23 protein-coding genes, 2 other RNA genes and 1 pseudogene are annotated in these 24,228 nt (G+C 67.3%); 11 read left to right on the top strand and 15 right to left on the bottom strand.

What is annotated here, in order from left to right; genetic code table 11:
* The first annotated feature begins 62 nt into the window (after positions 1-62).
* Positions 63-1,010 carry a DUF1684 domain-containing protein gene (locus Y887_RS12465; protein WP_046964638.1) on the top strand — a complete coding sequence of 316 codons (948 nt, stop codon included), beginning with the start codon at positions 63-65 and terminating at the stop codon, positions 1,008-1,010.
* Between the two features lie 44 nt (positions 1,011-1,054).
* Here the strand turns inward: Y887_RS12465 and Y887_RS12460 are convergent, their stop codons facing one another.
* Positions 1,055-1,630 carry an N-acetylmuramoyl-L-alanine amidase gene (locus Y887_RS12460; protein ID WP_046964637.1) on the bottom strand — a complete coding sequence of 192 codons (576 nt, stop codon included), beginning with the start codon at positions 1,628-1,630 and terminating at the stop codon, positions 1,055-1,057.
* A gap of 23 nt (positions 1,631-1,653) precedes the next feature.
* Between Y887_RS12460 and Y887_RS12455 the strand changes: the two genes are divergently transcribed.
* From Y887_RS12455 to Y887_RS12415, 10 genes are all read left to right on the top strand, one after another.
* Positions 1,654-2,145 carry an MOSC domain-containing protein gene (locus tag Y887_RS12455; protein ID WP_046964636.1) on the top strand — a complete coding sequence of 164 codons (492 nt, stop codon included), beginning with the start codon at positions 1,654-1,656 and terminating at the stop codon, positions 2,143-2,145.
* The gene (locus Y887_RS12450) at positions 2,142-2,669 is read left to right on the top strand and encodes an alpha/beta fold hydrolase (protein WP_046964635.1); all 528 of its coding nucleotides are present in this window, start codon (positions 2,142-2,144) and stop codon (positions 2,667-2,669) included. Before Y887_RS12455 ends, Y887_RS12450 begins: the two co-directional genes overlap by 4 nt.
* 44 nt (positions 2,670-2,713) lie before the next feature.
* On the top strand, positions 2,714-3,220 hold the full coding sequence (locus Y887_RS12445) for a GNAT family N-acetyltransferase (RefSeq protein WP_046964659.1): 507 nt from the start codon (positions 2,714-2,716) through the stop codon (positions 3,218-3,220).
* A gap of 161 nt (positions 3,221-3,381) precedes the next feature.
* A complete protein-coding gene (locus tag Y887_RS12440; protein WP_046964634.1) occupies positions 3,382-4,341 on the top strand; it encodes an SAM-dependent methyltransferase in 960 nt (319 codons plus the stop codon).
* A 239-nt stretch (positions 4,342-4,580) separates the two neighbouring features.
* Positions 4,581-4,656: non-coding RNA, sX9 sRNA (locus Y887_RS19130), on the top strand.
* Between the two features lie 204 nt (positions 4,657-4,860).
* Positions 4,861-6,474: an ABC-F family ATP-binding cassette domain-containing protein gene (locus Y887_RS12435; protein ID WP_046964658.1), complete on the top strand. Its 1,614-nt coding sequence runs from the start codon at positions 4,861-4,863 to the stop codon at positions 6,472-6,474.
* 165 nt (positions 6,475-6,639) lie between these two features.
* Positions 6,640-8,775 (top strand): bifunctional 23S rRNA (guanine(2069)-N(7))-methyltransferase RlmK/23S rRNA (guanine(2445)-N(2))-methyltransferase RlmL, encoded by a 2,136-nt coding sequence (rlmKL, locus tag Y887_RS12430; RefSeq protein WP_046964657.1) that lies wholly within the window; start codon positions 6,640-6,642, stop codon positions 8,773-8,775.
* Positions 8,776-8,920: 145 nt separating this feature from the next.
* On the top strand, positions 8,921-9,697 hold the full coding sequence (locus tag Y887_RS12425; RefSeq protein WP_046964633.1) for an NAD kinase: 777 nt from the start codon (positions 8,921-8,923) through the stop codon (positions 9,695-9,697).
* A 170-nt stretch (positions 9,698-9,867) separates the two neighbouring features.
* Entirely contained in the window at positions 9,868-10,833 is a 966-nt protein-coding gene (locus Y887_RS12420; protein WP_046964632.1) for a 5'-nucleotidase, read from the top strand.
* Complete coding sequence (locus Y887_RS12415; RefSeq protein ID WP_046964631.1) at positions 10,830-11,573, top strand: spermine/spermidine synthase domain-containing protein; 744 nt, start codon at positions 10,830-10,832, stop codon at positions 11,571-11,573. The genes Y887_RS12420 and Y887_RS12415 overlap by 4 nt, the downstream gene beginning before the upstream one ends.
* Before the next feature lie 31 nt (positions 11,574-11,604).
* Here Y887_RS12415 and Y887_RS19125 read toward each other — a convergent pair.
* From Y887_RS19125 to asnS, 14 genes and pseudogenes are all read right to left on the bottom strand, one after another.
* Positions 11,605-11,678: non-coding RNA, sX9 sRNA (locus Y887_RS19125), on the bottom strand.
* 105 nt (positions 11,679-11,783) lie between these two features.
* On the bottom strand, positions 11,784-12,350 hold the full coding sequence (locus Y887_RS12410; RefSeq protein ID WP_046964630.1) for a DUF2939 domain-containing protein: 567 nt from the start codon (positions 12,348-12,350) through the stop codon (positions 11,784-11,786).
* Between the two features lie 121 nt (positions 12,351-12,471).
* Positions 12,472-13,158 carry a DUF2461 domain-containing protein gene (locus Y887_RS12405; RefSeq protein ID WP_046964629.1) on the bottom strand — a complete coding sequence of 229 codons (687 nt, stop codon included), beginning with the start codon at positions 13,156-13,158 and terminating at the stop codon, positions 12,472-12,474.
* Positions 13,155-14,600 (bottom strand): exodeoxyribonuclease I, encoded by a 1,446-nt coding sequence (gene sbcB / locus Y887_RS12400; RefSeq protein ID WP_046964628.1) that lies wholly within the window; start codon positions 14,598-14,600, stop codon positions 13,155-13,157. Before sbcB ends, Y887_RS12405 begins: the two co-directional genes overlap by 4 nt.
* Positions 14,601-14,771: 171 nt before the next feature.
* Complete coding sequence (locus Y887_RS12395; RefSeq protein WP_046964627.1) at positions 14,772-16,139, bottom strand: FAD-dependent oxidoreductase; 1,368 nt, start codon at positions 16,137-16,139, stop codon at positions 14,772-14,774.
* Positions 16,140-16,310: 171 nt separating this feature from the next.
* A complete protein-coding gene (kynU, locus tag Y887_RS12390; RefSeq protein WP_046964626.1) occupies positions 16,311-17,585 on the bottom strand; it encodes a kynureninase in 1,275 nt (424 codons plus the stop codon).
* A 32-nt stretch (positions 17,586-17,617) separates the two neighbouring features.
* Positions 17,618-19,747, bottom strand: coding sequence for an FUSC family protein (locus Y887_RS12385; protein WP_046964625.1), 2,130 nt, complete (start codon positions 19,745-19,747; stop codon positions 17,618-17,620).
* A gap of 60 nt (positions 19,748-19,807) precedes the next feature.
* Positions 19,808-20,338, bottom strand: coding sequence for a 3-hydroxyanthranilate 3,4-dioxygenase (locus Y887_RS12380; RefSeq protein WP_046964624.1), 531 nt, complete (start codon positions 20,336-20,338; stop codon positions 19,808-19,810).
* An 85-nt stretch (positions 20,339-20,423) separates the two neighbouring features.
* Complete coding sequence (gene can / locus Y887_RS12375; protein ID WP_046964623.1) at positions 20,424-21,086, bottom strand: carbonate dehydratase; 663 nt, start codon at positions 21,084-21,086, stop codon at positions 20,424-20,426.
* A gap of 93 nt (positions 21,087-21,179) precedes the next feature.
* Positions 21,180-21,812: an FMN-binding negative transcriptional regulator gene (locus tag Y887_RS12370; protein WP_046964622.1), complete on the bottom strand. Its 633-nt coding sequence runs from the start codon at positions 21,810-21,812 to the stop codon at positions 21,180-21,182.
* Position 21,813: 1 nt separating this feature from the next.
* Positions 21,814-22,149 carry a hypothetical protein gene (locus tag Y887_RS12365; RefSeq protein ID WP_046964621.1) on the bottom strand — a complete coding sequence of 112 codons (336 nt, stop codon included), beginning with the start codon at positions 22,147-22,149 and terminating at the stop codon, positions 21,814-21,816.
* Positions 22,146-22,451, bottom strand: a complete 306-nt coding sequence (locus tag Y887_RS12360) for a hypothetical protein (protein WP_046964620.1) — start codon at positions 22,449-22,451, stop codon at positions 22,146-22,148. Before Y887_RS12360 ends, Y887_RS12365 begins: the two co-directional genes overlap by 4 nt.
* Positions 22,448-22,851, bottom strand: a pseudogene (locus Y887_RS12355) (hypothetical protein); the annotation flags it as partial. The pseudogene Y887_RS12355 and the gene Y887_RS12360, both read right to left, overlap by 4 nt.
* Positions 22,826-24,220 carry an asparagine--tRNA ligase gene (gene asnS, locus Y887_RS12350; protein ID WP_046964619.1) on the bottom strand — a complete coding sequence of 465 codons (1,395 nt, stop codon included), beginning with the start codon at positions 24,218-24,220 and terminating at the stop codon, positions 22,826-22,828. The pseudogene Y887_RS12355 and the gene asnS, both read right to left, overlap by 26 nt.
* Positions 24,221-24,228 lie beyond the last annotated feature (8 nt).

Genomic DNA, 24,228 nt, shown 5'->3' with positions numbered 1-24,228 from the left:
TGGTCTGTGGGGACGCAGGCTCGCTGCGCGGAGCGCAGTTTCTTGCAGTGGTGGGTGGATGCATGCGGTTGCAGTTGCAGAAGGGCGCCTTGTGCGTCGCGGTGATGGCGATGGCTGCGTGTTCGGCAAGCTCTGGTGATGCCGGCGATGTGCGTGTCTCCAAGCGTTCGACGAACGATAAGCAGCTGTATCAGCTCGCGTTGGAACGTGCGCGCGCGCAGCGGCTGGCGCAGGTGCGCGCGCCCGATGGCTGGCTGAGCTACACCGGCTCCGGTCGCGTGCGTGCAGGTCGGTATCAGGTGGGCAGCGATCCGCGCAGCGATCTCGTCCTGCCTGCCGGCCCTGTCCAGCTGGGCGAGCTAAGCCTGGATGCGCAGGGGCAGGCGCGCTTCAAGGCGGCGGCCGGAGCGGCGGTGCGGTTGAACGGACAGCCTGTGGAGGATGTCAGCCTGAAACCGGAGCGCGCGGACCAGCGCGGCGACCGGCTCGACGTGGGCAACCGTCAGTTCTACCTGGTGCAGACCGGCACGTTGTTCGGCTGGCGTTTTCGCGACCAGGCAGCGCCGGCGTTGACCGCATTTCAGGGGTTTGAGTATTTTCCGATCGATCCGCAGTGGCGGGTCGATGCACGCTGGCAGCCGTATGCCACGCCGCGCTCGGTGACCTTGCTGACATCCATCGGCACGCCATTGACGGTCCAGGTTCCAGGCGAGGCGGTCTTTACCCGCAGTCGTCAGCAATACCATCTGCAGGCGATCGCGCAGGACGATGGCAGCGGGCTGTTCTTTCTGTTTACCGATCGCACCAGCGGTAAGGAAAGTTATGGTGGTGCGCGCTATCTGTTCACGGCGATGCCGCGCGATGGCCGTGTGCTGCTCGATTTCAATCTCGCCGAAAATCCACCCTGCGCGTTCACCCCGCACGTGGTCTGCCCGATCGCGCCACCGGAAAACCGGCTGGCGGTGGCGGTGAATGCCGGCGAAAAAACCTATCGCGCCCTGGATCCCTGATCGATCGAGTAGTTGGGAGCGTTGCCGACGCGTGCGCTGCGCGCTCAACGCACTGCGTGCGCCCAGCCGGTCGCCGCTTCGATCCGTGGCCATGGAAACAACGGCCCGGGATCGAGCTTGCGCTGGATCTTGCGTGCGGGATCGTCGCTGGCCGCTTCCTGGGTGGTGTCCAGCTCCTGATGACCGGCGATGCGGCGCACCGATGGCAATTGCTGCTGCAGCCATTGCAGCAAGGTGACCAGTGCGGCGATCTGCACGTCCGGATACGGTTCGTGCATCACCTGATGGCGCGAGTCCAGCCAGTGCGGATAGCGGCCGCTGTTGACCAGTTCGATGCCCAAGGTGTGGGGGTTGTGGCCGCGCACGTGATGCGCCACGCGCTCCAGCGCCACGTACTGCTGGATGCTGCCGTTGCGATCGATGTAGTAATGCCCGCTGTTGCCGGTGCCGCTGTCGTACAGCACGCGCTCGCCGTAGTCGCGCGCCATCGCCATGTCCGGTAGTTCGGTGCAGTGGATGACCACCATGTCGATGTGCTCGAGCCGGCGGCGGGCCAGTCGCGATTCGTAAGGCAACGGCGCGTAGGTGATCGGCGGCGACGGCAGGACGGCATCGGACATGACGCGAATGCTAGCATTGCCCGATGGCTTTGAATCCCGACAGCCCGCTGGGCAAATTGATGGCGACGCTGCCGCAGACCGGTCAGGTGACCTGGATCGGCGTGCGTCCTGCGCGTGATGTGGACATGCTGGAGGTGGAAGCCGCGCAGGCCACCACCGGCATCGGCCTGGCCGGCGATCGCTACAAGGGCGGCAGCGGCAAGCGTGGGATCACCTTGATCCAGGCCGAGCATCTGCCGGTGATCGCGGCGCTGGCAGGGCATGCGACGATCGCGCCGGCCACGCTGCGGCGCAATCTGGTGGTGTCGGGCATTGCGCTGATCGCGTTGAAAGGGCGGCGCTTTCGCATCGGCGATGTCGAGCTGGAAGGCACCGACCCGTGCGACCCGTGTTCGCGCATGGAAGACGCGCTGGGCGCGGGCGGCTACAACGCGATGCGTGGACATGGCGGGCTGTGCGCGCGTGTCTTGCGGGGCGGCGTGCTGCGTGTTGGCGATACGGTGCAGGCGCTATGAGCCGCGGCCATTGCATTCTGGCGCACGGGTTCGAGAGCGGCCCTGCCGCACGCAAGGTCAGCGCATTGGCAGAGGTTGCCGACCGCCTGGGCTGGACCCACGAACGCCCGGATTTCACCGATCTGGATGCGCAACGCGAGGTCAGTCCGCTCGGCGACGTACGTGGACGCTTGCAGCGCCTGCTGCAGATCGCATGCGACGCCGCGGGCAAGGGGCCGTTGGTGCTGGTCGGGTCCAGCCTGGGCGCCTATATCGCCGCGCAGGTGTCGCTGCAGGTGCCGACGCGCGGACTGTTCCTGATGGTGCCGCCAACCACGATGGGCCCGTTGCCGGCGCTGGATGCTGCGCCGGTGCCGATCTCGGTGGTACATGCCTGGCGCGATGCGTTGATTCCTGCCGCCGATGTCATCGCCTGGGCGCAGGCGCGTCGGGCGCGGCTGTTGTTGGTCGACGATGAGCACGATCTTGCCGCGCATGTGGAGACGGCAGCGAGCGCGTTTGCCGAGCTGTTGCAGCGCCTGTGATGCACGAGGCCGACGACATGCCGCCCGCGCAGTCCGAGCCGCCGATGGCGGTGCTGATCCGCGAGGCCAGCGACGGCGACGCGGCGGCCATCGAGGTATTGACCATGGTGGCGTTCATGCGCGCCGAGCACAGCCGCCATGACGAGCAGCATGTGATCGCCGCGTTGCGCGAAGATGATGCGCTGGCATTGTCATTGGTCGCCGACCACGATGGGTATGTGGTCGGCCATCTGGCAGTGTCGCCGGTGAGCGTGTCCGACGGTTCGTCCGGCTGGTTCGCGTTGGGGCCGCTGGCGGTGGGCCCGGGCCACCAACGCCAGGGCCTGGGCAGCCGTCTGGTGCACGCAGCCCTGGCCACCTTGCGCGAGCGCGGTGCGGCGGGATGCGTTGTGTTTGGCGAACCCGGCTTTTTCCGCCGGTTCGGGTTTGCCGTGGAGCCGGGCCTGAGCGTGCCCGATGCCCCCATATCGGAACTGCAGGCGCTGGCGTTCGGGGACCGGCTGTTGCCGCTGGCCGATGTGGCCTATCACCCGGCATTCGGTCTGGGCTGAGTCGCGCTGCGCCGCACACGCGTGCCCGGTGCCGTCGCGACCCTGCGCGCACGCCGCGCCCGTTCGCTCAGCCGCACCCTGCATCGCGCTTCCGGCCGCAGCGCAGCGCCGCCATCGTCACCATGGTCGGCACCAGCGATCGACGCTTGCCGAGGTGAAAGATGCAACGTGACGAGCCACCGGTGCCGCCAGCCGCACTGCATGCGCGCCTGATTTCGCACGCGGGCGACACCTTGCAGGATGATGCGACCCTGCTCGCGTCGATCAGGTCGCGACTGCGACAGGACGCCAGCCGTTCTGCTGCCGACGTGGAGCGTTTGCTGCAATTGGTCGATGCGCTGTGGGCGATGGAACTGGGCCGGTTCCTGTTACGCAATCGCGGGCTCAATGCGGAGTGGACGCATCGGTTGGTCACCTATCAGGCCGGCACCCTGCCGCAAGACACCACGCCGGCACTGGAATACGAAATTTTCGAAAAGACGCCGGCCGTGCTCGCGACCCGCGAGCGGTTCGGGATCTTCCGTGCGCAATTGCAGGCCTTGTTGCGGCCCGGGATGACCATCGCGTCGGTGCCGTGCGGTTGGATGGGCGATGTGCTGAGCCTGGATTACCGGCAGTGCCCGGATGTGCGTCTGATCGGCATCGATCTGGACCCGCAGGCGCTGGACGGTGCGCTGCAGCTGGCACGTCGGTACGGCCTGGAGCAGCAGCTGTCGCTGCGTCTGGAAGATGCCTGGGCGCAGGGCGATGCGGCCACTGTGGACGTGGTGACCAGCAACGGCCTGAATCTTTATGAGCCCGACGATGCGCGCGTGGTCGCGCTGTATCGCGCGTTCTTCGACAGGCTGCGGCCGGGCGGTACGCTGGTGGCGAGTTTCCTGACGCCTCCGCCCAGCCTGTGTGCGCAATCCCCGTGGAAACTGGCGCTGTTGGATCAGGCATCGCTTGTGCTGCAGAGCCAGGTCTTCATCGATATCGTGCAGGCGCGCTGGGCATCGTTTCGCACCCATGCGCAGACACGCGCGCAGCTGGAAAGCGCCGGCTTTGCGAGCGTGCGCTTCATCGACGATCGCGCGAGCATTTTTCCCACGGTCATTGCGCAAAAGCCGATGGGCCACTGACGGCAGCGGCCAATCATTGCCGCTCCCGCCGCATGGAGTGTTGTTGCGTTCCCGGCGCGTGTCCGCTGCGTCGGCGCGGGCCTGCGGGCGCCGCTGGTCGCAACTGCACTGATCTGCTGTGCCGGCAAGGTGGCAGTCAGGGGATCCACCGCGCAGGCAGGTGCTTGCTGCGGCCAGCAGTGGCTGACAAAACCACTGTGCTCCCCGCCAGGCGGGCGCGGCCGGTGCCCGGCATCGGCATGTACCACCCGTACACTCCGGCTCCTGCGCGCCGTCCACACCGACCTGACGACTGCTCGCTAGCTTTTGTTAGCCGCTCCAACCCACTGCAGCGAGCGGCCCTGCGGCGCATCCGGGCTCGAGGGTTTCGCCGCAGCCGCAGACCGGCCTACACTTGGGCCGCACCCCCGATTCGAGGATTGGTCCAATGCGCCATTGATGCCGCCGTCGCGATGACGGCCATACCCGTTGCCGTTCCGTCTGGAGCGCGACGTGTCCTGGCATGCAATGGAGACACTGATGACCTGTCCGTTGGTGACGCTGGAAAGCGTCGCATTCGTGCTGCCCGATGGCAGTACGCTGTTTTCCGATCTGACCCTGCAGCTCGATCAGCGCCACACCGGCCTGGTCGGGCGCAATGGCGTCGGCAAGAGTGTGCTCGGCCGTTTGCTGGCCGGCCAGCTGGCCCCCAGTAGCGGGCGCTGCGTGCGCGGTGGCAGCGTGCATTACCTGCTGCAGCGCGTGAGCGCAACGCCGGGGCAGCGCATCGCCGATCTGGCAGGTGTGGCGCCGCTGCTGGATGCGTTGAAGCGGATCGCCGCCGGGAACGCGGCGCCTGCCGATTTCGAGCGCGTGGGCGAGCGCTGGAACGCCCACGCCGAGTTCGCCGCAGCGCTCGATCAGCAGGGGCTGGGTGGCCGCGATCCGTCTGCTCCCGCCGCGCATCTGAGTGGCGGCCAAGCCATGCGGGTGGTGCTTGCCGGTGCCTGGCTGATGCAGCCGGACATGTTGATCCTGGATGAGCCCAGCAATCATCTGGATGGCCCGCAGCGACAGCGGCTGATGGCGCAGTTGCAGGCGTGGACTGGCGGATTGCTGATCATCAGTCATGACCGGGTGCTGTTGGACGGCATGCAGCGCATCCTGGCGTTGTCCGCGCACGGGCTGCGCAGTTATGGCGGCAACTACACCCACTACGCGCAGCAGCACGCATGCGAGCAACAGGCGGCCGGCGAGCTGCTTGCGCAGCGCAAACAGACGCGCGCACGCGGCGAACAGGCACTGCGCGAGCAGCACATGCGTCAGCAACAACGCCAGGCGCGCGGTGCGCGGGCGGCAGCGCAGGCCAATCAGGCACCGATCCTGCTCGGGGGCCAGCGGCAGCGCAGCGAGGTCAGTGCAGGCCGGCTGCAGCAGCAGCGCCAGGCAGAACAGGCGCGCCTGGCGGAGGCGGTGACGCAGGCCGCCGCCCAGGTGGAGGCCCCGCAGGCCATTGCACTGCTTGCACCGGCAATGCCGGTGGGCGCGTCGCACCGCCTGGCGACCCTGCAGCAGGTGGAACTCGCGGACGGGCGGCTGGGTGGGCGACGCGTGGATCTGCTGCTGCACGGCCAACCCCGCATCGGGCTGGTCGGCCCGAACGGCAGCGGCAAATCCTCGCTGTTGCAGCTGTTGGGCGGGCGCCTGACGGCACAGTCCGGTCAGTGCGAGGTGCATGTGCCAGTGGCCTATCTGGATCAGGACCTGGCCCTGCTCGACCCGGCCCGCTCGGCCGTCGCGCAGCTGTGCGATGCTCACCCGGCCACGGCCGAGCACGTCCAGCGGCTGCGGCTGGCGTTGCTGGGGCTGGACCGGCAGCGCGCCGACCTGCCCACCGGTCAGCTCAGCGGCGGCCAGCGGCTCAAGGCGGCGCTGGCCTGCGCGCTGTATCGGGCCCGGCCGGCGCAGCTGCTGTTGCTGGACGAACCCACCAATCATCTGGATCTGGCGTCCGTCCAAGCGATCGAGACGCTGCTGCGCAGCTACACCGGCGCGTTGCTGGTGGCCTCGCACGATGCGGCCTTCCTGGACCGCTTGGCCCTGCAGCAGCGGCTGGACACCGGGCAGCCGCAGTGGCGGCTGGCGCCCTGGTGAACCGTGCGGTGGGCGGTGCAGCCTGCGGGGGTGGTAATGCCGGCCGCGATGGCCGACCATTTGCGGCCCATCCACGGCGACCACGGCACTGCCCACCCGGGCGCCGGCCCGCTGTCCTGCTCCCACGCTCGCCGCCGCGCCAGCGTCCTATCGATACCTGCCTACGTGAAATTCTTCGCATCCTGTGCCAAGGGCCTGGAATACCTGCTTGCCGACGAGCTGCTGGCGCTCGGCGCCAGCAAGGCCACCGCCACCATCTCCGGCGTCAATGTCGAAGGCGAACCGCGCGACGCGCTGCGCGCCGTCATGTGGTCGCGCCTGGCCAGCCGCGTGCTGTGGCCGCTCACCGAGTTCGACTGCCCGGACGAGGACGCGCTGTATGCCGGGGTGTCCGAGCTGCCGTGGCACGAGCACCTGTCGGTGGGACACACCTTGTCGGTGGACGCGCATGTCTCCGGCACCGCGATCACGCATGCACGCTATGCCGCGCAGCGCATCAAGGATGCGGTGGTCGACACCATGCGCCGGCAGGGCCTGGAACGCCCGTCGGTGGATGTGGAAAGCCCCGATCTGCGCTTGAATTTGTCGCTGCGCAAGGGCCGCGCCACCATCTCGGTCGACCTGGGCGGCGGCCCGCTGCATCGGCGCGGCTGGCGGATGGCGCAGAACGAGGCGCCGCTGAAGGAAAACCTGGCTGCCGCGGTCCTGCTGCGCGCCGGCTGGCCGCGCGTGTATGCCGACGGCGGCGGCTTGCTGGACCCGATGTGCGGCAGCGGCACGCTGTTGATCGAAGGTGCCTTGATGGCCGCCGACGTCGCGCCTGGCCTGCAACGCTATGGGAGCGATGTGCCCAGCCGCTGGCGCGGATTCGACCGCGCGGGTTGGCAGCAACTGGTCGAGGAAGCGCGCGAGCGCGACAGCACAGGCCGTGCCGCCCTGAAGCAGGTGATCCACGGCAGCGACATGGACCCGCATGCGATCCGCGCGGCGAAAGAGAATGCGCACGTGGCCGGCGTGGCCGAGGCGATCTGGTTCGGTGTGCGCGAGGTGGGCGATCTGCAGACCCCGCCGCAGGCCACCGGCGTGGTGGTCTGCAACCCGCCGTACGACGAGCGCCTGGCCGCCGACGCGGCCTTGTATCGCAAGTTGGGCGACACCTTGCAGCGCGTGGTGCCGCAGTGGCGGGCGAGCCTGCTATGCGGCAATGCCGAGCTGGCGTACGCCACCGGTCTGCGCGCGGGCAAGAAGTACCAGTTGTTCAATGGCGCCATCGAGTGCGCGTTGATCGTCTGCGACCCGATCGCGGTGCCGCGCCGCACCCCGTTGGCGGCGCCGACTGCGCTCAGCGAAGGCGCGCAGATGGTGGCCAACCGCCTGCGCAAGAATCTGCAGAAGTTCAAGAAGTGGCGCGCCCGCGAAGGCATCGAGTGCTACCGCGCCTACGATGCCGACCTGCCGGAGTACTCCGCTGCCATCGACGTCTACCAGCAAGCCGATGGCGACCGGCGCCTGTTCCTGCATGTGCAGGAATATGCCGCGCCGGCGACCATTCCCGAGGCGGATGTGCGCCGTCGCCTGGGCGAGCTGCTGGCGGCTGCGCGCGAGGTGTTCGACGTGCCCGCCGAGCGGGTCGCATTGAAGTCGCGCGAGCGTGGCAAGGGCGGCAGCAAGTACGGCCGCTTCGAGCAGCGCAACGAAATTGTCAACGTGCGGGAGCACGGCGCGCTGCTACGGGTGAATCTGTTCGATTACCTCGACACCGGCCTGTTTCTGGATCATCGCCCATTGCGCGGCAGCATGGCGCAGCAGTCCAGGGGGCGGCGCTTCCTCAACCTGTTCTGCTACACCGGCGTGGCCAGCGTGCAGGCGGCGGTGGCAGGCGCGAGCGCCACGACCAGCGTGGATCTGTCCGGCACCTACCTGCAGTGGTGCGCCGACAACCTGGCCTTGAACGGGCAGGCCGGCAACAAGCACAAGCTGGTGCAGGCCGACGCGCTGGCCTGGCTGGAGGCCGAGCGTGCGCACTTCGATGTGATCTTCTGCGACCCGCCGACCTTCTCCAACTCCGCCCGCGCCGAGGATTTCGATATCCAGCGCGAGCATGTGCGGCTGTTGCGTGCGGCAGTGGCGCGCCTGGCGCCGGGTGGGGTGCTGTATTTCTCCAACAACTTCCGTCGTTTCAAGCTGGATGAAGAGGCGGTGGCCGAGTTTGCGCAGTGCGAGGAAATCAGCCCCCGCACCATCGATCCGGATTTCGAACGCCATGCACGCATCCATCGCGCGTGGCGGTTGACGGCCTGAGTGCCGGCAAGCCGGTGCGGCGCCCGCTGCGTGCGTCGCGGTCGCCGTTGCGCAGCGGCGGCCGCGCGTGCGAGGGCAGGGGCGCGCGGCCGACAAGCCCGCCACGGCGCTGCGGTATGCTGATTCGCATGCTCTGGAGTCAACGATGACCGCATCACCCCGCATTGCCTTTCTTGCCAGCCACACCGAGCCCGCGGTGAACGCGCGGGCGCGTCTGGTGCAGCGCTACGGCGATCATCCGCTGGAGACCGCCGAGGTCGTCTGCGCCCTGGGCGGCGACGGCTTCATGCTGCAGACGCTGCATCGCCACGGTGCCGCCGACAAGCCGGTGTTCGGCATGAAGCTGGGCTCGGTCGGCTTTCTGATGAACCAGTACCGCGACGACGAAGACGATCTGCTGGCGCGCCTGCAACGCGCCGAACCTGCGCACCTGCGGCCGCTGGAAATGCTGGTGCAGACCGAATCGGGCACCAGCGCCGGCTCGCTGGCGTACAACGAGGTCTCGCTGTTGCGCCAGACCCGCCAGGCCGCGCATCTGAGCGTGGATCTCAATGGCCAGACCCGTATCGCCGAACTGATCGGCGACGGCGTGATGGTCGCCACCCCAGCCGGCAGCACCGCCTACAACTATTCCGCGCACGGGCCGATTCTGCCGCTGGGCTCGCATACGCTGGCACTGACGCCGATCGCGCCGTATCGCCCGCGCCGCTGGCGTGGCGCCATCCTCAAGGCCGATACCGAAGTGCGCTTTCGCGTGCTCGACCCGTACAAGCGTCCGGTCAGCGTCACCGCCGACTCGCACGAGATCCGCGACGTGGTGGAAGTCACCATCCGCGAATCCACCGAGCGCCAGGTGACGTTGCTGTTCGACCCCGAACACAACCTGGAAGAGCGCATCTTCAGCGAACAGTTTGCGGTGTGAGGAGCGGGGATTGGGGAGTCGAGATTCGGGATTGGCAATGGCAGCAGCGGGCCACGTCGTCTTTAGAATCACGCGCACGCGCTACGATGCTGCGCAGATGGGCGATCAAATCCCGACCCAGTTCCTGCTTTAAACCAATCCCGAATCCCCACTTCCGAATCCCCGCCCCAATGACCGATAACTCCCCCAGGCTCCTGACCGTCGCGGTGACCTCGCGCGCGCTGTTCGATCTCGAAGAGGGCCATGCGCTGTTCGAGGCGAACGGGGTGGAGGCGTATTCGGCGTTCCAACGCGAGCACGAAGACGACATCCTGCAGCCGGGCGTGGCATTTCCGGTGGTGCGCAAGCTGTTGGCGCTCAACCACGATGTGCCCGAAGAAACCCCGCGTGTGGAGGTGATTCTGCTGTCGCGCAACTCTGCCGATACCGGGTTGCGCATCTTCAATTCGATCCAGCACTACAACCTGGGCATCGTGCGTGCGACCTTCACCTCCGGCGAACCGACCTGGCCGTACGTCAAACCGTTCGGCACCGATCTGTTTCTGTCGGCCAACCCGGACTCGGTGCGGCGTGCGCTGACCCACGGGATCGCTGCGGCCACCATCATGCCGCGCGCCCCGGGCGAACGTGCCGAGGCGGCCGCAGCGATCGTGGACAACGACGAGAGCCGGCTGTCCACGCAGCTGCGCATTGCCTTCGACGGGGACGCGGTGATCTTCGGCGATGAGAGCGAACGCATTTCGCGCGAGCAGGGGGTGGAAGCGTTCGGGCGGCACGAGCGCGAGCGCGCACGCGAGCCGTTGTCGGTCGGGCCGTTCCGCAATTTCCTGTCGGCGTTGCATACCTTGCAGGCGGCGTTCCCGCCGGGCGAAGCGTCGCCGATCCGCACGGCGCTGGTCACCGCGCGTTCGGCGCCTGCGCATGAGCGGGTGATCCGCACCTTGCGCGAGTGGGGCGTGCGCCTGGACGAAGCGCTGTTTCTCGGCGGCCGGCACAAGGGGCCGTTTCTGGAAGCGTTTGGCGCAGACATCTTCTTCGACGACTCGCAACACAATATCGACAGCGCACGCCAGCATCAGCATGTGGCGGCCGGCCACGTTCCGCATGGCGTGGCCAACGATCCGCCGAGCCGATGAGCGAGGCGCCGCAGGCGCCAGCGCGTGCCGGGCTACTGCGGACCTGGCGCAAGCTGGAGCTGACCTTCACCGACGACACGGTGCAGACCCGTATGTCGCGCTGGGCACCGTATCGGCTGATGTTGCCGTATACGCGCAGCATGCTGGCCGCGCTGTGGTTGCAACCGCGCCCGGAACGCATCGGGCTGATCGGGGTAGGCGGCGGCGCGCAGCTGAAGTTCTGCCATCGCTACCTGCGCACCACGCGTCTGGAAGCGGTGGAGGCCGACCCGCAGGTGCTGGCACTGCGCGATGCATTCGCGATTCCGCGCGACGACGCGCGGCTGGAGATCACGCTGGGGGACGGCGCCCACTGGATCGGCAGCCGCGCCGGACGCTACGACCTGTTGCTGCTGGATGCCTACGATGCCGATGGCATTCCGCCGGCATTGTGCACGCCCCGGTTCTACGCCGATTGCCGCGCAGCCTTGCGCGAGGGCGGGGTACTGGCGCTGAATCTCTACCAGGTGCCGATGGCCGATCATCTGGCGCAGCTGCGGGAGCTGTTCGACGGATTGGTGTTGCTGCTGCCCGAACCGGATCTGCGCAACCAGGTGGTGTTCGCCTGGAACAACCGACGCACACCGGGCACGCCGGACGCAGCGCTGGCCGGCTTGGCATGGTCGGCACGCCGGCAGTTGCGGCCGGCGATGCTGCGCTTGCAGGCGGCGTGGCTAGAACGGGCCTGGCGGTTTTCCTGAGGCGATGCGGAGCGCAGGTCCAGCCAAGAGCGGCTGACAACACGTAGCGAGCAGTCGTCGGCGGTGTGGGGACGGCATGCTCGGAACAGCAGTGCACGAGTGCACCAGGCCGCTGTCGAGCAGCGGCTGCGCCAGCCCTAGGCTGCGCATTGGTCTTGTTGGCCACTCAAGGCTTGTGCCTCGACGCCCCTGGACCTCGGCGCTACCCGATTACGGCGTGCGCTCGCTGGGTGTGGCCGGCAACGGCAACTGGATATCGGTCAGACGCCAGCGCAGGCCCTGGCGGGTCAGCACGAACGTCACCGGCGCGCCATTGGCAGTGCGCGTGGTGGCGGTGAAGCGGCGGGTGGATTCGAAGCGCTGCGTGGCGCCTTGCAGCGGGCGCGCCGGCGCCGGTGCCGCATAGGTGTCGGCGCTGACGGTGTCGCCGATGAGGCGGTTCCACACGCTGTGGCCTTGCAGCAAGGCCCCGATGCCCAGCGGCGTGACCAGGGTATCCACGCCGGCGCCGCTGATGCCGCTGGCCAGTTGCAGCGCAAAACCGCCGAGCAGGCTCGACTGCATGCTGCTGCCGGCCTGACGGATCAGGTAATCGTCCAGTTGCGCCTTGAGGTTGACGCGCAGGCTAGGGAAATCCACGTAGCTTTCCAGCTGCGCGGCATCGCGATCGGCGACCGCCTGACTGATGCCGCGGATGGCCAGATACGGACCGGCCACCACGTAACTGGCCAGCATGACCACGGCCAGCAACGGCACGATCCACCAGCGCTTGCTCATCGTTCGCACTCCGTTGCCATGGGTTGTGTGGGCAGGATGTTCGACAGCAGCCAAACGGCAGCGACCGCCGGTCGACGGCGCGGCAACGCCGTGGCGCGAGGTACCTGCGCCGCCGCTGGCCTCAAAACTCCAGGTCCAATGCCGCGCACAGATAATCGACAAACGGCGCCAGCGTCACCAGGTCCGCCTCGATGGTCTGGCGCAGGCGCGGCCCGGTCATGACGGCGTCGTCCAGATGACGCAGATACGCCCAGTTGCGGTGCTTGAGATCGTCGATGAACTCGAAATCGCCGGGAAACCCGCGCGGTGCGCGGACCAGTTTTTCGCTGTCGTCCAGGGCGAACTTGCGCCGTAATTTGGGCTCGTAGGCGGCAGTCTTCCAGCTGCCCGGATTTTCGAAGATGAACTGGCGTAACTTGCGCTGCGTGTCCGGCTCCGGATGCCACAGACCTGCCCCGACAAAGCTCTCGCCCGGTTGCAGATGGATGTAGAACGAGGGTGCCGGTACCTGGCGCCTGCGCTCGTGAAACAGGCGCGCGCCCTGCCAGTTCTTGTAGGGCGATTTGTCGTTGGAAAACCGCGCATCGCGATAGATGCGAAACAGCGAGCCGCCCTGGGTCTTCGGGTCGGCGCGATAATGCTCGCTGACCTCGGCAAGCGCCGGCTGCAGATCGGTGATCAGCTGCAGGAACGGCTGGCGCACGTGCGCCTCGTACTGGTGACGATGATCGGCGAACCAGGTCTTGTCGTTGTGGCGGGCCAGGGCGCGCAGGAACTTGAAGCTGGCGTCTGAAAAATAGGTGGTCATAGCGTGCGTTGGAGGTCCGAACCCCAGGCGGCGAGCTGGTCGAGCAGGGCTTGCTTGGTAGCATCGTCGGGGTGAGCGAGCCGTAAATCGGCAATCTGCGCGTTGTACTGGTCCAGGGTGACTTCGCCCAACCCATGGTCGTCGAGCAGGCGCTTGCGGCGGTAAGTATTCCAGCGTTCCTGCTCGTCGAACGACAGCGTCTGCGGCCAGTTGCGCGCGCGATAACGGAACAGCAGCTCGATCAGGCGTGGATCGCGAAAACGCGTTTCCAGCGCGCCCAGTTCGTCCGGCGCGCTGGCGCGCACCTGGCCCAGCAGCCGCTTGTCGCCTTCGGCCAGAAAACCGTCGTAGAGCGAGGCGTCGGCATCGTTGACGGCCGGCGCCGCAGCGCGCTCGTTGCCGTAGACCTGGCGCACCTTCTCTGCCAGCTCCGGGCCCAGTTCGCGCAGCCGTACGGCCTTGGCCAGCACCGCATCCGGTTCCACGCCCAGGCGCTGGAAATCCGGCGCGCGCAGATGCTGCCATGCCACCAGGGCCGGCGACTTGTTCAGATGCACTTCCTTCAGCGGGATGCGTTGTTCGCCGTCTGGCAGATCGGCCGCGCGGATATACAGCCGGTCGGCGATCTCGTCCGGACTCAGCCGCAACAGCACCTCCGGATCGCCCTCCAGATCGAACACGATCACGCGGCTGTCGATGCGCGGATGCCGCGTCAGCGGCAGCACGGCCGCAGCGCACATGCGCGAGGCCGGGTAGCGCTGCGAAATGTGCAGCACGGGCTCCATCGCAATCACATCGAGCAGGCTGGCAGCAAAACGCTTGTCGCGCAGGCGTAACGCGTACTCCCACAACTTGGGTTGATGCTGCTGAAATCTGCGCGCCATGCCGATGGTGGCGTACACGTCGGACAGGGCTTCGTGCGCATCGCCTTCGCGCACGGCGTTGGCGTCGGCCAGGTGTTCGAGCTTGAACGAGGTGGCGCCGTCTTCGCGCTGCGGCCAGGTGATGCCGTCCGGGCGCAATGCGTGCACCAGCCGCAGCACATCGAGCAGGTCCCAGCGCGAATTGCCGCCGCGCCATTCGCGCTCGTAGGGATCGTAGAAATTGCGGAACAGCCCGCAGCGCACGAACTCGTCGTCGAAGCGGATCGAGTTGTAGCCCAGCGTGCAGGTCTGCGGGCGGCTCATCTGCTCGGCGATGCGCGCGAACGCTTCGGCTTCGGTCACGCCTTCGCGCAAGGCGTGCTGCGGGGTGATGCCGGTGACCATGGTGGCGTAGGGCGAGGGCAGCAGATCGTCGGCCGGTTGCACGAAGAAACTGATCGGCTCGTCGATCACGCGCAGTTGCGCGTCGGTACGCACGGCGGCGAACTGCGCGATGCGGGTGCGGCGCGGGTCCTGGCCGAAGGTTTCCAGGTCGTAGAAGAGAAAGCTGTCAGGCATGCGGTTGCGACATCCAGATGCGCGGCGCACGGCGTATGCGCCGCCAGTGCCCGCTAGTATCCCTCATCGCGGCGCCGGCTCGCTGAGGCGCAGCTGTGGGCCGGGTCGGGCGCCCGCCACGGACCGGCGTGCACGTCTGCGCGCACTGGTGCGCAGGCTGCGATGCCACGCTCAGTGCGCGCCTTCCAGCGGCTCCAGGCGCGCATGCACCACCGCTTCCAGTGCGGCCCAGTCGATCCGCGACAGATCGCTGTGCCCGCGCGTGGCCTCGACCAGGATCTCGCGCTGGATGTCGCTGCGCGCCAGGGCGATCGAATAGCGCGTGCGCAGGAAGGTCACCATCGTGTAATGCGGCACGAAGCGGGTAGGCCAGCGCGCCTGCAGTTGCTGCTCGAGTTCGCGTTGCAGCAGGAACTGGGCATCGCCGACGCGGTCGCGCATTTCCAGATAGTTTTCCAGCGCCATCTGCTGGATCGCGGCAGCGTCGTCGCGGCGTGCGGCTTCGAACGCGGCAAATGCGCTGCCGATATCGTCGTGTGCGTCCATCTGCTCGGCCAGCGCCACGCAATCTTCGAAGGCGCAATTCATGCCCTGGCCGTGGAACGGCACCATCGCATGTGCGGCATCGCCGATCAGCAATGCGCGGCTGTCCAGATGCCAGCGCTCCAGGGTGAGGGTGCCGAGCAGGCCGGGCGGATGTTCTTCCCAGTGTTCTTCCAGCTGCGGAATCAGCGGCAGCGCGTCCGGGAAATCGCGCGCGAACAAGGCATGTGCTTCCTCGCCGGTGCGGGTGGTGGCGAAACTGGGGTCGCCTGCGTTGGGCAGGAACAGGGTGACGGTGAAGGTGCCGCCGTCGTTGGGAAGCGCGATGCACATGTAGCGTCCCCGCGGCCAGATGTGCAGCGCGTTGCGTTCGATGCGGAAGCCGCCATCGGGCAACGGCGGGATTTCCAGTTCCTTGTACGAGTGATCCAGGAACTCGGTGCGTTCGCCCAGCGGCGATTTGCGCTGCATGGCCGCGCGCAGCGCCGAGCCGGCACCGTCGCTGCCGATCAGGCTCTGGAAGTGGATCTCGTGCGGCTGGTCGTCGCGGTCGTCGATGAAACGCGCGTAGCCGGCGTCGAAGTCCACCGTGTGCAGGCGGCGATAGAAGTGCACGCGCGCACCGGCCTGTTCGGCCAGATCGAGCAGCGCGACATTCAATGCCGCGCGGTGGATCGACCAGATCACTTCGCTGTCGTCGCGGCCGTAGCGTTGCAGCTGCGGTTCACCGTTGATCGGGTGCACCATGCGGCCGCGCATCATCACCGCCTTGGCCATCACCGCCTCTTCGGCACCGGCCTGACGCAAGGCGTGGCGTCCGCGTTCGGCCAGCGCCAGGTTGATCGAGCGGCCGGACTCGTAGCCCTTGATGCGCGGGTCGCCACGCCGTTCGTAGACGGTGACCTGCCAGCCGCGACGCGACAGCAAGATGGCCAGAAGACAGCCGGCCAGGCCGGCGCCGATCAGGGTCAGGGAGCGGGGGGAGACTGGGCTCAATGCAATGTCCGGCAGCGGCCGGATGCGGGAGCCGGCAAAGGTGGGGGAAGAAGCCGCTGGCGAAAGCGGCCACCTGCGGTGTCGCAGGCGGGCTGGGAGTGTACGTGGGCCTGCGCGGGTTTCGCGTGTGCCTGCCGCGTCATCGGTGGTGTTGCAGTCAGCGTGCCGCGCTCAGCGGGCGGCCCAGGCTTCCACCTGTTCCACAAAGGTGTGCAGATCGCTGAAGCGGTTGTACAGCGGTACCGGCGCGATGCGGATGACGTCCGGTTCGCGCCAGTCGCCAAGCACGCCGGCTGCGTGCAGATGGTCGAACAACGCGCGTCCTTGCGTGCGTCCGCCGGCCACCCGCAACGACAGCTGGCAGCCGCGCCGCGCCGGCTCGGCCGGGGTGACGATCTGCAGCACCTGCGGCAGGCGTGCGTGGATCAGCTGTTCCAGATGCCCGGTGAGCTGTTCGGACTTGGCGCGCAGCGCGGCCATGCCGGCCTGGTCGAACAGGTCCAGCGATGCACGCAGCGGCGCCAGCGCCAGCACTGGCGGGTTGCTCAGCTGCCAGCCTTCCGCGCCAGGGGTGGGCACGAACTGGGGATCCATGCGGAAGCGGGTCTGCTGCTCATGTCCCCACCAGCCGGCCATGCGCGGCAAATCGCTGGTGGCGTGGCGCGCATGCACGAAGCATCCACCTACCGCACCGGGGCCGGCATTGAGATACTTGTAATGGCACCACACCGCAAAATCGGCGCCGTCGTCGTGCAGGGTCAGCGGGATATTGCCCACCGCATGCGCCAGGTCGAATCCCACCGCCGCCCCTTGCGCGCGCGCCAGTCGCGCAATTTCGCCCAGGTCGAAGGCCTGGCCGGTGCGGTACTGGATGCCGGGCCACAGCACCAGCGCCAGCCGCGGACCATGCTGTGCGATGGCATCGGCAATCGCTGCCATCGACAACGTGCCATCGGGCGCATCGGCGTCCACCTCGATCAGCTGCGTGGCCGGGTCCAGCCCGTGCAGGCGCAGCTGCGATTCCACCGCATGGCGGTCGGAAGGAAATGCGCCGGCTTCGATCAGGATCGCGCCGCGCTCGCTGGTGGGGCGATAGAAGCTGGCCATCATCAGATGCAGATTGACGCTGAGGGTGTTCATCGCCACCACTTCGCCAGGGTGCGCGCCCACCACGCGCGCCAGACCGTCGCGCACCAGCTGGTGGTAGGTCAGCCATTGGGTAGGGCCGGTGAAGTGGCCTTCCACCGCAAGCGCGCCCCACTGGTCGAGCACTTCGCTCACCATCGCGCGGGCCTGACGCGGCTGCAGGCCCAGCGAATTGCCGACGAAATAGGTCTGATCCTGGCCATCGTGCTGCGGGAACACAAAGGCCTCGCGCAGGCTGCGCAGCGGGTCGGCGGCATCCAGCGCCGCGGCGTGGGGACGGGACAGCGGGTCGGTGCTCATCGGGCTCGCAGGGTCTGAATCGATGCGGCAGTTTACCCGCCGGCACCTTGCGCGCCGTCATGCACCGCTGGCGTTCCGCTCGAGGCCGGTCGGGCAGGGCGCAGCAGATGGGTGAGCGTGCCGATGCTGTCGGTGACCCGGTCGACGGTGTCGGCAAGCGCGGCGGCGGTGGGCGAGCCGTCCGGCAGCGCGGCCAGTGCATCGGAGAGTTTGCGCTCGGCGCTGCGTAGCGTGGCCGCAGCCGGCGTGCCGCCGTTGCGCAGGCATTCGATCAGCTCGGCCAGCGCCTGGTCGGCGTGATCGGCAAAGGCGGGCAGTGCGTCCAGCGAGGGCAACGGGTGGCCATCGCGCAACACCGCCTCCAGCAGCAAGGTGGCACGGATCAGACGGTTGCCATTGGCCAGGAGCGATTCGGCCAGCTTGAGTTCGTGCAGATTGCGGCGGCTGCGTGGCTCGCCGCGCAGGCGTTCGATCGACGCCTGCGCATTGGTGCGCGCCACGCGTGCGGCGGCGCGGCTGTCGCTCAGCCGGTCCATCTCGCCCAGCAACAGGTTGTGCAGATGCTCGCGATAGGCAGTGAGCAACTGCGCCAGCGAGGCGCGGATATGCCGGCGCTCGCGGGTTGGCCACAGCGCGTAGGCGATCAGCGCCAGCGCGCTGCCGGCCACGGTGGCCTGCAGCCGCGCGCCGACCGCTTCGCCGGGCGTCATGCCTTCGAAGGACAGCAACAACACCAGCATGCCGGTGAGGAACGCCACGCCGATGCCGTAGTTCACCTGGGTCAACAAGCGAAAGCCCAGGCAGAACAGCGCCAGCAAGGCCATGCGGATACCGGCGCCATCCATCGCAAAATGGGCCAGCAGGGTGGCCACCAACAACCCGATGAAGGTGCCGGCCACGCGCAGGGCGCCGAAGCTGAAGGTGCCGCCGAAATCCGGCTTGAGCACGATGGCGGTGGTCATCGGGATCCAGAAGCCATGCGGTATCTGTTGCCAGCGCTGGAACGCGATGGCCAGGGCCAGGCACACGCCGCAGCGCAGCGCATGCCGGAACGCCACCGATGACAGATCCAGGTTCGCGCGCAGGGTTGCCCAGGTCGCGGCCGGGCGCAGCGCCGCCGGCAGCCGCGCTTCGGCCAATTGCGCCTGGATTTCGCCACGGCTGCTGGCCCAGTGCGCGTTGCGGATCAAGGCGCGCAATTGCCCGCCCAACCCCTGCGCGCGGGCCACCGCCACGCGGACCAGGCGACGCTCGCGGGTATCGGCGTTGTCGTGCTGAAACTGCGCCAGCGCGCCGACCAGATCGTCGAAGCCGGTCATCGACGCAGTGGCCGCCACCGGGTCCTCGCCCACCGTCATCGCGTGGGCCAGCTGCTCGAGCACGATGGCGCTGCGTTCGAGCACGCGCTCGATCGCCGGGCGTGCCTGCGAGTCGGTCAGGCGGGCATGGGCATCGGCCAGCGACAACAACTCCAGCCGCACGCGATCGCACAGCTCGGCGATGATGCGGAAGCTCTGCACCGCGATCGCGCGCGAGCGGTGTTCGCCATGCAGCATCACCATCGCATCGAGCACTTCCTGCGTTGCGGGCGGCGCCGCGCCGGCTTCCGGCCGTTGCCGCGCAATCCCTGCCAGCTGGCGCATCAGGTCGGCCAGCGCGAAGCGTTCCGGGCGATAGCGTTGCAGGGGCCAGGCCGCCAGGGCCAGCAAGACCTGCAGCAGGCCACCGGCAAAGATCAGCGCAGCCACGCCGGGCGCCTGTTCCACCGGTAGCCGCATGTCTGCACTGACCACCAGCAGGATCATGCTGGTCAGACCGACCCGCGCCGCAACCGGGCCCAGCGCCACCAGCAGGCCACCGCCCAGGCCGAGCAGCAGCCCGGCGACCACCAGGGCAGGGGTGTCGTGGCCGACCCACACGCCCAACAAGGCCGCCAGGCCGGCGGCCAGGGCCGCCATCAGCATGCGTTGCAGGCGCGCGCGGTAGGGGCCGGGTTGGTCGGAAAACATGGTGTTGAGCGCGCCGCTGCACACCGCCAGGCCTGCGGCGACGTGCCCGGTGGCCACGCCGATCGCCAGCGGCAGCACCACCGCAGCGGTATTGCGCAAGGCCACGCGCAGCGGCACATCGCGCGGCTTGAGGTCGATCAGTGCGCGCAGCATGCTGCGTGCTTGGTTAGGTTCGACCGGTGTGTGCGCTCGATGTCCTGGCGCCAGCGCAACTCAGGCCTCGACCGCACCGTAGCGCTCCGGCGCAGGATGCAGGTGCCCGCACTGCGTGCAGGTACGCAGCGCCAGCGAGCGATAGAAGTGATCGAACACCGGCGGGAAGTCGGTTTCGATATTGCCCAGCGAAAACATCGCCTCGTACAGCTTGTGATTGCATTGCGGGCAGTACCACTGCAGCCCGTCCTGCTCGTGCGGCAGGCGCTCGCGCTCGATGACCAGGCCGATCGAACCGGCGGCGCGCTGCGGGCAATGCGGCACCTTCGGCGGCAGCAGAAAGATCTCGCCGGCGCGGATCGGGATGTCGCGTTGCACGCCCGCATCCTGCACCTTCAGCACCATCTCGCCTTCGAGCTGGAAGAACCACTCCGGGCCTTCGTCATAGTGATAGTCGGTGCGCGCATTCGGACCGCCGACGACCATGATGATGAAGCCATCCTGCTGGATGCACTTGTTGCCCACCGGCGGTTTGAGCAGGTCGCGGTATTGCTCGATCCAGGCATGCAGGTTGATCGGCGGGACCAGCATCGACGTTCCTCGGCGCAGAAGGCCTCCAGCATAGCCAACCGCGACGCCGATGGGCGTCGCGGTCGGTCAAACATGCAGCGCCGACTCAGCGTTCGGCGTGATCGGCCTGGATTTTCGCCAGCGCCGCGTCGTAGCGCTCCTGCAGCAGGTCGGCGCGGTCGATGGACATGCCCAGGTCGTGTGCACGTCCGTCGCGCAGGCTGTAGACCCAGCCATGCACCTGCAATGCCTGGCCGCGGTCCCAGGCGTCGCGCACGATGGTGGTGCGGCAGACATTGACCACCTGTTCCAGCACGTTGAGCTCGCACAGGCGTGCATGCTGCACCGGCAGGTCGCCCGCGTCGTGCAGGCAGGCCTCGTGCTTGTCGGCCACATCGGTGACGTGGCGGATCCAGTTGTCGACCAGCCCCATGCGCTTCTGGGTCAGGCTGGCGAACACGCCGCCGCAGCCGTAATGGCCCACCACCAGGATGTGCTTGACCTTGAGCACGTCGACGGCGAACTGGATCACCGACAGGCAGTTCAGATCGGTGTGCACCACCACGTTGGCGATGTTGCGATGGACGAACACTTCGCCCGGTGCCATGTCGATGATCTGGTTGGCCGGTACGCGCGAGTCGGAGCAGCCGATCCACAGGTATTCCGGGGTCTGCTGCGTCGACAGTTTGGAGAAGAATTCCGGGTCTTCGCGGCGGATACGCTCGGACCAGGCGCGGTTGTTTTCAAGTAGATGGTTGAGCTCGTTCATGCGCGCAGTATTCCAGATGACGACGGGGAGGAAACAAGCGGGGGGTAGGACATAAAGCGGTGGTGCAGCAACGCGAACCCAATGACACGGCGATCAGCTCTGGCGCGCACGCAACGCGTTGCGCATCAGTACGGCCACTTCCTGCGCATCGCTTGAACGTTGTTGCTCCAGTGCATCGGCCACCGCCGCAACATTACCGGCTGGATGGTTCTGGCTGAGCTTGAAGGTGAGCGCGATGCGGCTTGGCACGAAGCGGAAGCCGACCAGGCCACGCAATTGCCGGCGATGGCTGTCGCGTTCCATCTCGAACTGCCAGTCGCTGCCAACGCGTTGCTCGAAGTGCGTGCTCATCCGGCCGATCAGATCGCCCACCGCCGCTTCATCGGCGACCTCGGTGCACTGCCCATGCAGATGCGCGATGGCGTAATTCCAGGTCGGCACGCGCGCGGCCGCTTCCTTGTCCAGGTACCAGCCGGGCGATACGTAAGCATGCGGCCCCTGCACGACGATCACCGCATCGCCGACATGGCGCGCTTGCGGATTGGGGCGAGCCCAATGGCCTTCGATGAGCACCTGCTGGTCGTCGCGCCGGTACAGCACCGGTAGGTGCGAGATGGCCGGTTGTCCGTCCTCGCCCTGACTGATCAGGGTGACGAACGGGTCGCGCGCCAGCAGCCAGTCCAGCAGCGCCAGATCGGTCTGTGCGAACGCGCGCGGTGCGTACATCTCAGGCGCGGCCGCCCATGCTCACCACCATGCGCGCACGCAGGTCGGCATCGCTGTCGCCGCGCGGCGGGGAGATGTCGTGCAGCGAGAAACCGCGCATCAGCGCGTCTTCTTCGTCCAGCCCGTCCAGTGCCACGAATTCGGCATCGAACAAGGCCGCACGCGCGGTGTCTTCGCTGTCGTACGGCAGCGTCTTGCCATCGCTGTCCAGCACTTCGGCAGTGCCGGCTTCCTTGATGCGCAGGCGCGCCCAGATCAGGGTACGGCCGATGGTCGCCAGCCACCACTGGTCGCGGTTGTCGGAGCTGTGCGCTGCGTCGGTGTCGATGATGTTCATGCCAGTACCTTGGAAAGCAGCCCGAGCAGGGCCGCCATGCCCAGGCCGAAAAAAATGGTCAGCAGCGATAGCCAGGCGGGCGTGGCCAGACCGGACAGTGCACCGTCGCGGTAGCTGCGGTAGCGGCGCGCCAACAACCAGCGCCACGCGGTGGGGCTGATGAAGGCCGGGTCGCCGAAGCTGTCCAACGCATCCGGATGACGGTCGCGCAGGTGCACCAGGGTCAGCGGCCAGAAGATCAGCAGCGCGGTCAGCCCGGCAACGGCGACACCGACGAAACACAGCGCGAAGAACAGGGTCATGTGCGGGGCTCAGCAGGCGGAGCATCGAAACGGGCAATGATCGTGATGAGGCCGACGATCGCCTGGTTGAAGTTGTCCAGGTCTTCGGCCGGAATCCACCACTCGGTGTGATGTGCGCCGCCGACTTTTTGAATAGCGTACTGCTCGACGAACGCAGCAAGCACATCGAACTGCGCCACATAGCCGACGCCGCTGTCCTTGACGTTCCAGCGTGAGGCGATTTCCTCGGCGTAGCGCCGATTGGTGACCGGATAGAAAATCGGCTGCTCCGGCAACCGCGGCGGCCAGCGTCGGAAGCCGGAGTCACGCACCAGTGCGTATTCCTCCGGCCCCAACGGACGATACATCGTGACGGTGGCCGCCTTCGCGCTCACTCAGAACTCGGCGCTGCCCGGCGCGCGCGGGTAGGGGATGGCGTCGCGGATGTTGCTCAGCCCGCACACGTACACCACCAACCGCTCGAAGCCCAGGCCGAAGCCAGCATGCGGCACCGAGCCGTAGCGACGGAAATCGCGGTACCAGCCGTAGTGCTCCCGATCCAGACCGAACTGCGCCATGCGCGCATCCAGCACGTCCAGGCGCTCTTCGCGCTGGCTGCCGCCAATGATTTCGCCGATGCCCGGCGCCAGCACGTCCATCGCCGCGACGGTCTTGCCGTCGTCGTTCAGGCGCATGTAGAAGGCCTTGATGTGCTCTGGGTAGTTGGTCACCACCACCGGGCGGCCGATGTGTTCTTCGGTCAGCCAGCGTTCGTGCTCGGTCTGCAGGTCCAGGCCCCATTCGACCGGGAAGTCGAACTTCTTGCCCGAGTTCTGCAGCAGCTTCACCGCCTCGGTGTAGTCGATCTGCTCGAACGGGGCATTGATGAAGGCTTCCAGCTTGCTGATTGCGTTCTTGTCCACGCGCTCGGCCAGGAACGCCAGGTCGTCGCTGCGCTCGTCCAGCACCGCACGGAACAGGTACTTCAGGAACTGCTCGGCCAGGCGCGCGTCTTCGGCCAGGTCGGCAAAGGCGATTTCCGGCTCGATCATCCAGAACTCGGCCAGGTGGCGCGTGGTGTGGCTGTTCTCGGCGCGGAAGGTCGGCCCGAAGGTATAGACCTTGCTCAGCGCCAGGCAGTAGGCCTCCACGTTGAGCTGGCCGGACACGGTCAGGAAGGTTTCCTTGCCGAAGAAGTCGCGGCTGAAATCCACGTTGCCCTTGGCATCGCGCGGCAGGTTGACCATGTCCAGCGTGGAGACGCGGAACATCTGCCCGGCGCCTTCGGCATCGGAGGTGGTGATGATCGGGGTGCTGATCCAGTTGAAACCGTTCTGGTGGAAGAAGCGGTGCACCGCCTGCGCCAGGCAGTTGCGGATGCGGGTGACCGCGCCGAACAGGTTGGTGCGCGGACGCAGGTGCGCCACTTCGCGCAGGAACTCCGGCGTCATCGGCTTGGGCTGGATGGGGTAGGTCAGCGGGTCTTCGACCCAACCGACGATCTCCACCGCGCTGGCCTGGATCTCGAACGACTGGCCCTTGCCCTGCGACTTCACCAGCACGCCCTTGGCGATCAGCGAGCAGCCGCTGGTCAGGCGCTTGATCTCGTCGAAATTGGGCAGCGTGTCGTTGGCCACCACCTGGATCGGAGCGAAGCACGAGCCGTCGGTCACATTGATGAAGGCCAGTCCGGCAGATCCGCGCAAGGTGCGCACCCACCCCCGTACCGTGACTTCGCCGCCTTCGGGGAGCTTGCCCGCAAGCGCATGTTCAACGCTGACCACCGTCATGACTTTTC

The sequence above is a fragment of the Xanthomonas pisi DSM 18956 genome, from assembly GCF_001010415.1.
Classification (GTDB): Bacteria; Pseudomonadota; Gammaproteobacteria; order Xanthomonadales; family Xanthomonadaceae; genus Xanthomonas; species Xanthomonas pisi.
This window is presented reverse-complemented; position numbering and strand designations above follow the sequence as displayed.

Coding starts and splice junctions, on each gene's coding strand:
- Y887_RS12370 (WP_046964622.1), bottom strand. CDS start 21,812: ATGTACGCACCGCGCGCGTTCGCACAGACCGATCTGGCGCTGCTGGAC.
- Y887_RS12405 (WP_046964629.1), bottom strand. CDS start 13,158: ATGACCACCTATTTTTCAGACGCCAGCTTCAAGTTCCTGCGCGCCCTG.
- Y887_RS12425 (WP_046964633.1), top strand. CDS start 8,921: ATGACCGCATCACCCCGCATTGCCTTTCTTGCCAGCCACACCGAGCCC.
- Y887_RS12360 (WP_046964620.1), bottom strand. CDS start 22,451: ATGACCCTGTTCTTCGCGCTGTGTTTCGTCGGTGTCGCCGTTGCCGGG.
- asnS (WP_046964619.1), bottom strand. CDS start 24,220: ATGACGGTGGTCAGCGTTGAACATGCGCTTGCGGGCAAGCTCCCCGAA.
- Y887_RS12410 (WP_046964630.1), bottom strand. CDS start 12,350: ATGAGCAAGCGCTGGTGGATCGTGCCGTTGCTGGCCGTGGTCATGCTG.
- Y887_RS12435 (WP_046964658.1), top strand. CDS start 4,861: ATGACCTGTCCGTTGGTGACGCTGGAAAGCGTCGCATTCGTGCTGCCC.
- Y887_RS12420 (WP_046964632.1), top strand. CDS start 9,868: ATGACCGATAACTCCCCCAGGCTCCTGACCGTCGCGGTGACCTCGCGC.
- Y887_RS12415 (WP_046964631.1), top strand. CDS start 10,830: ATGAGCGAGGCGCCGCAGGCGCCAGCGCGTGCCGGGCTACTGCGGACC.
- Y887_RS12440 (WP_046964634.1), top strand. CDS start 3,382: ATGCAACGTGACGAGCCACCGGTGCCGCCAGCCGCACTGCATGCGCGC.
- Y887_RS12445 (WP_046964659.1), top strand. CDS start 2,714: ATGGCGGTGCTGATCCGCGAGGCCAGCGACGGCGACGCGGCGGCCATC.
- sbcB (WP_046964628.1), bottom strand. CDS start 14,600: ATGCCTGACAGCTTTCTCTTCTACGACCTGGAAACCTTCGGCCAGGAC.
- Y887_RS12465 (WP_046964638.1), top strand. CDS start 63: ATGCGGTTGCAGTTGCAGAAGGGCGCCTTGTGCGTCGCGGTGATGGCG.
- Y887_RS12380 (WP_046964624.1), bottom strand. CDS start 20,338: ATGCTGGTCCCGCCGATCAACCTGCATGCCTGGATCGAGCAATACCGC.
- Y887_RS12450 (WP_046964635.1), top strand. CDS start 2,142: ATGAGCCGCGGCCATTGCATTCTGGCGCACGGGTTCGAGAGCGGCCCT.
- can (WP_046964623.1), bottom strand. CDS start 21,086: ATGAACGAGCTCAACCATCTACTTGAAAACAACCGCGCCTGGTCCGAG.
- Y887_RS12460 (WP_046964637.1), bottom strand. CDS start 1,630: ATGTCCGATGCCGTCCTGCCGTCGCCGCCGATCACCTACGCGCCGTTG.
- Y887_RS12365 (WP_046964621.1), bottom strand. CDS start 22,149: ATGAACATCATCGACACCGACGCAGCGCACAGCTCCGACAACCGCGAC.
- Y887_RS12455 (WP_046964636.1), top strand. CDS start 1,654: ATGGCTTTGAATCCCGACAGCCCGCTGGGCAAATTGATGGCGACGCTG.
- kynU (WP_046964626.1), bottom strand. CDS start 17,585: ATGAGCACCGACCCGCTGTCCCGTCCCCACGCCGCGGCGCTGGATGCC.
- Y887_RS12385 (WP_046964625.1), bottom strand. CDS start 19,747: ATGCTGCGCGCACTGATCGACCTCAAGCCGCGCGATGTGCCGCTGCGC.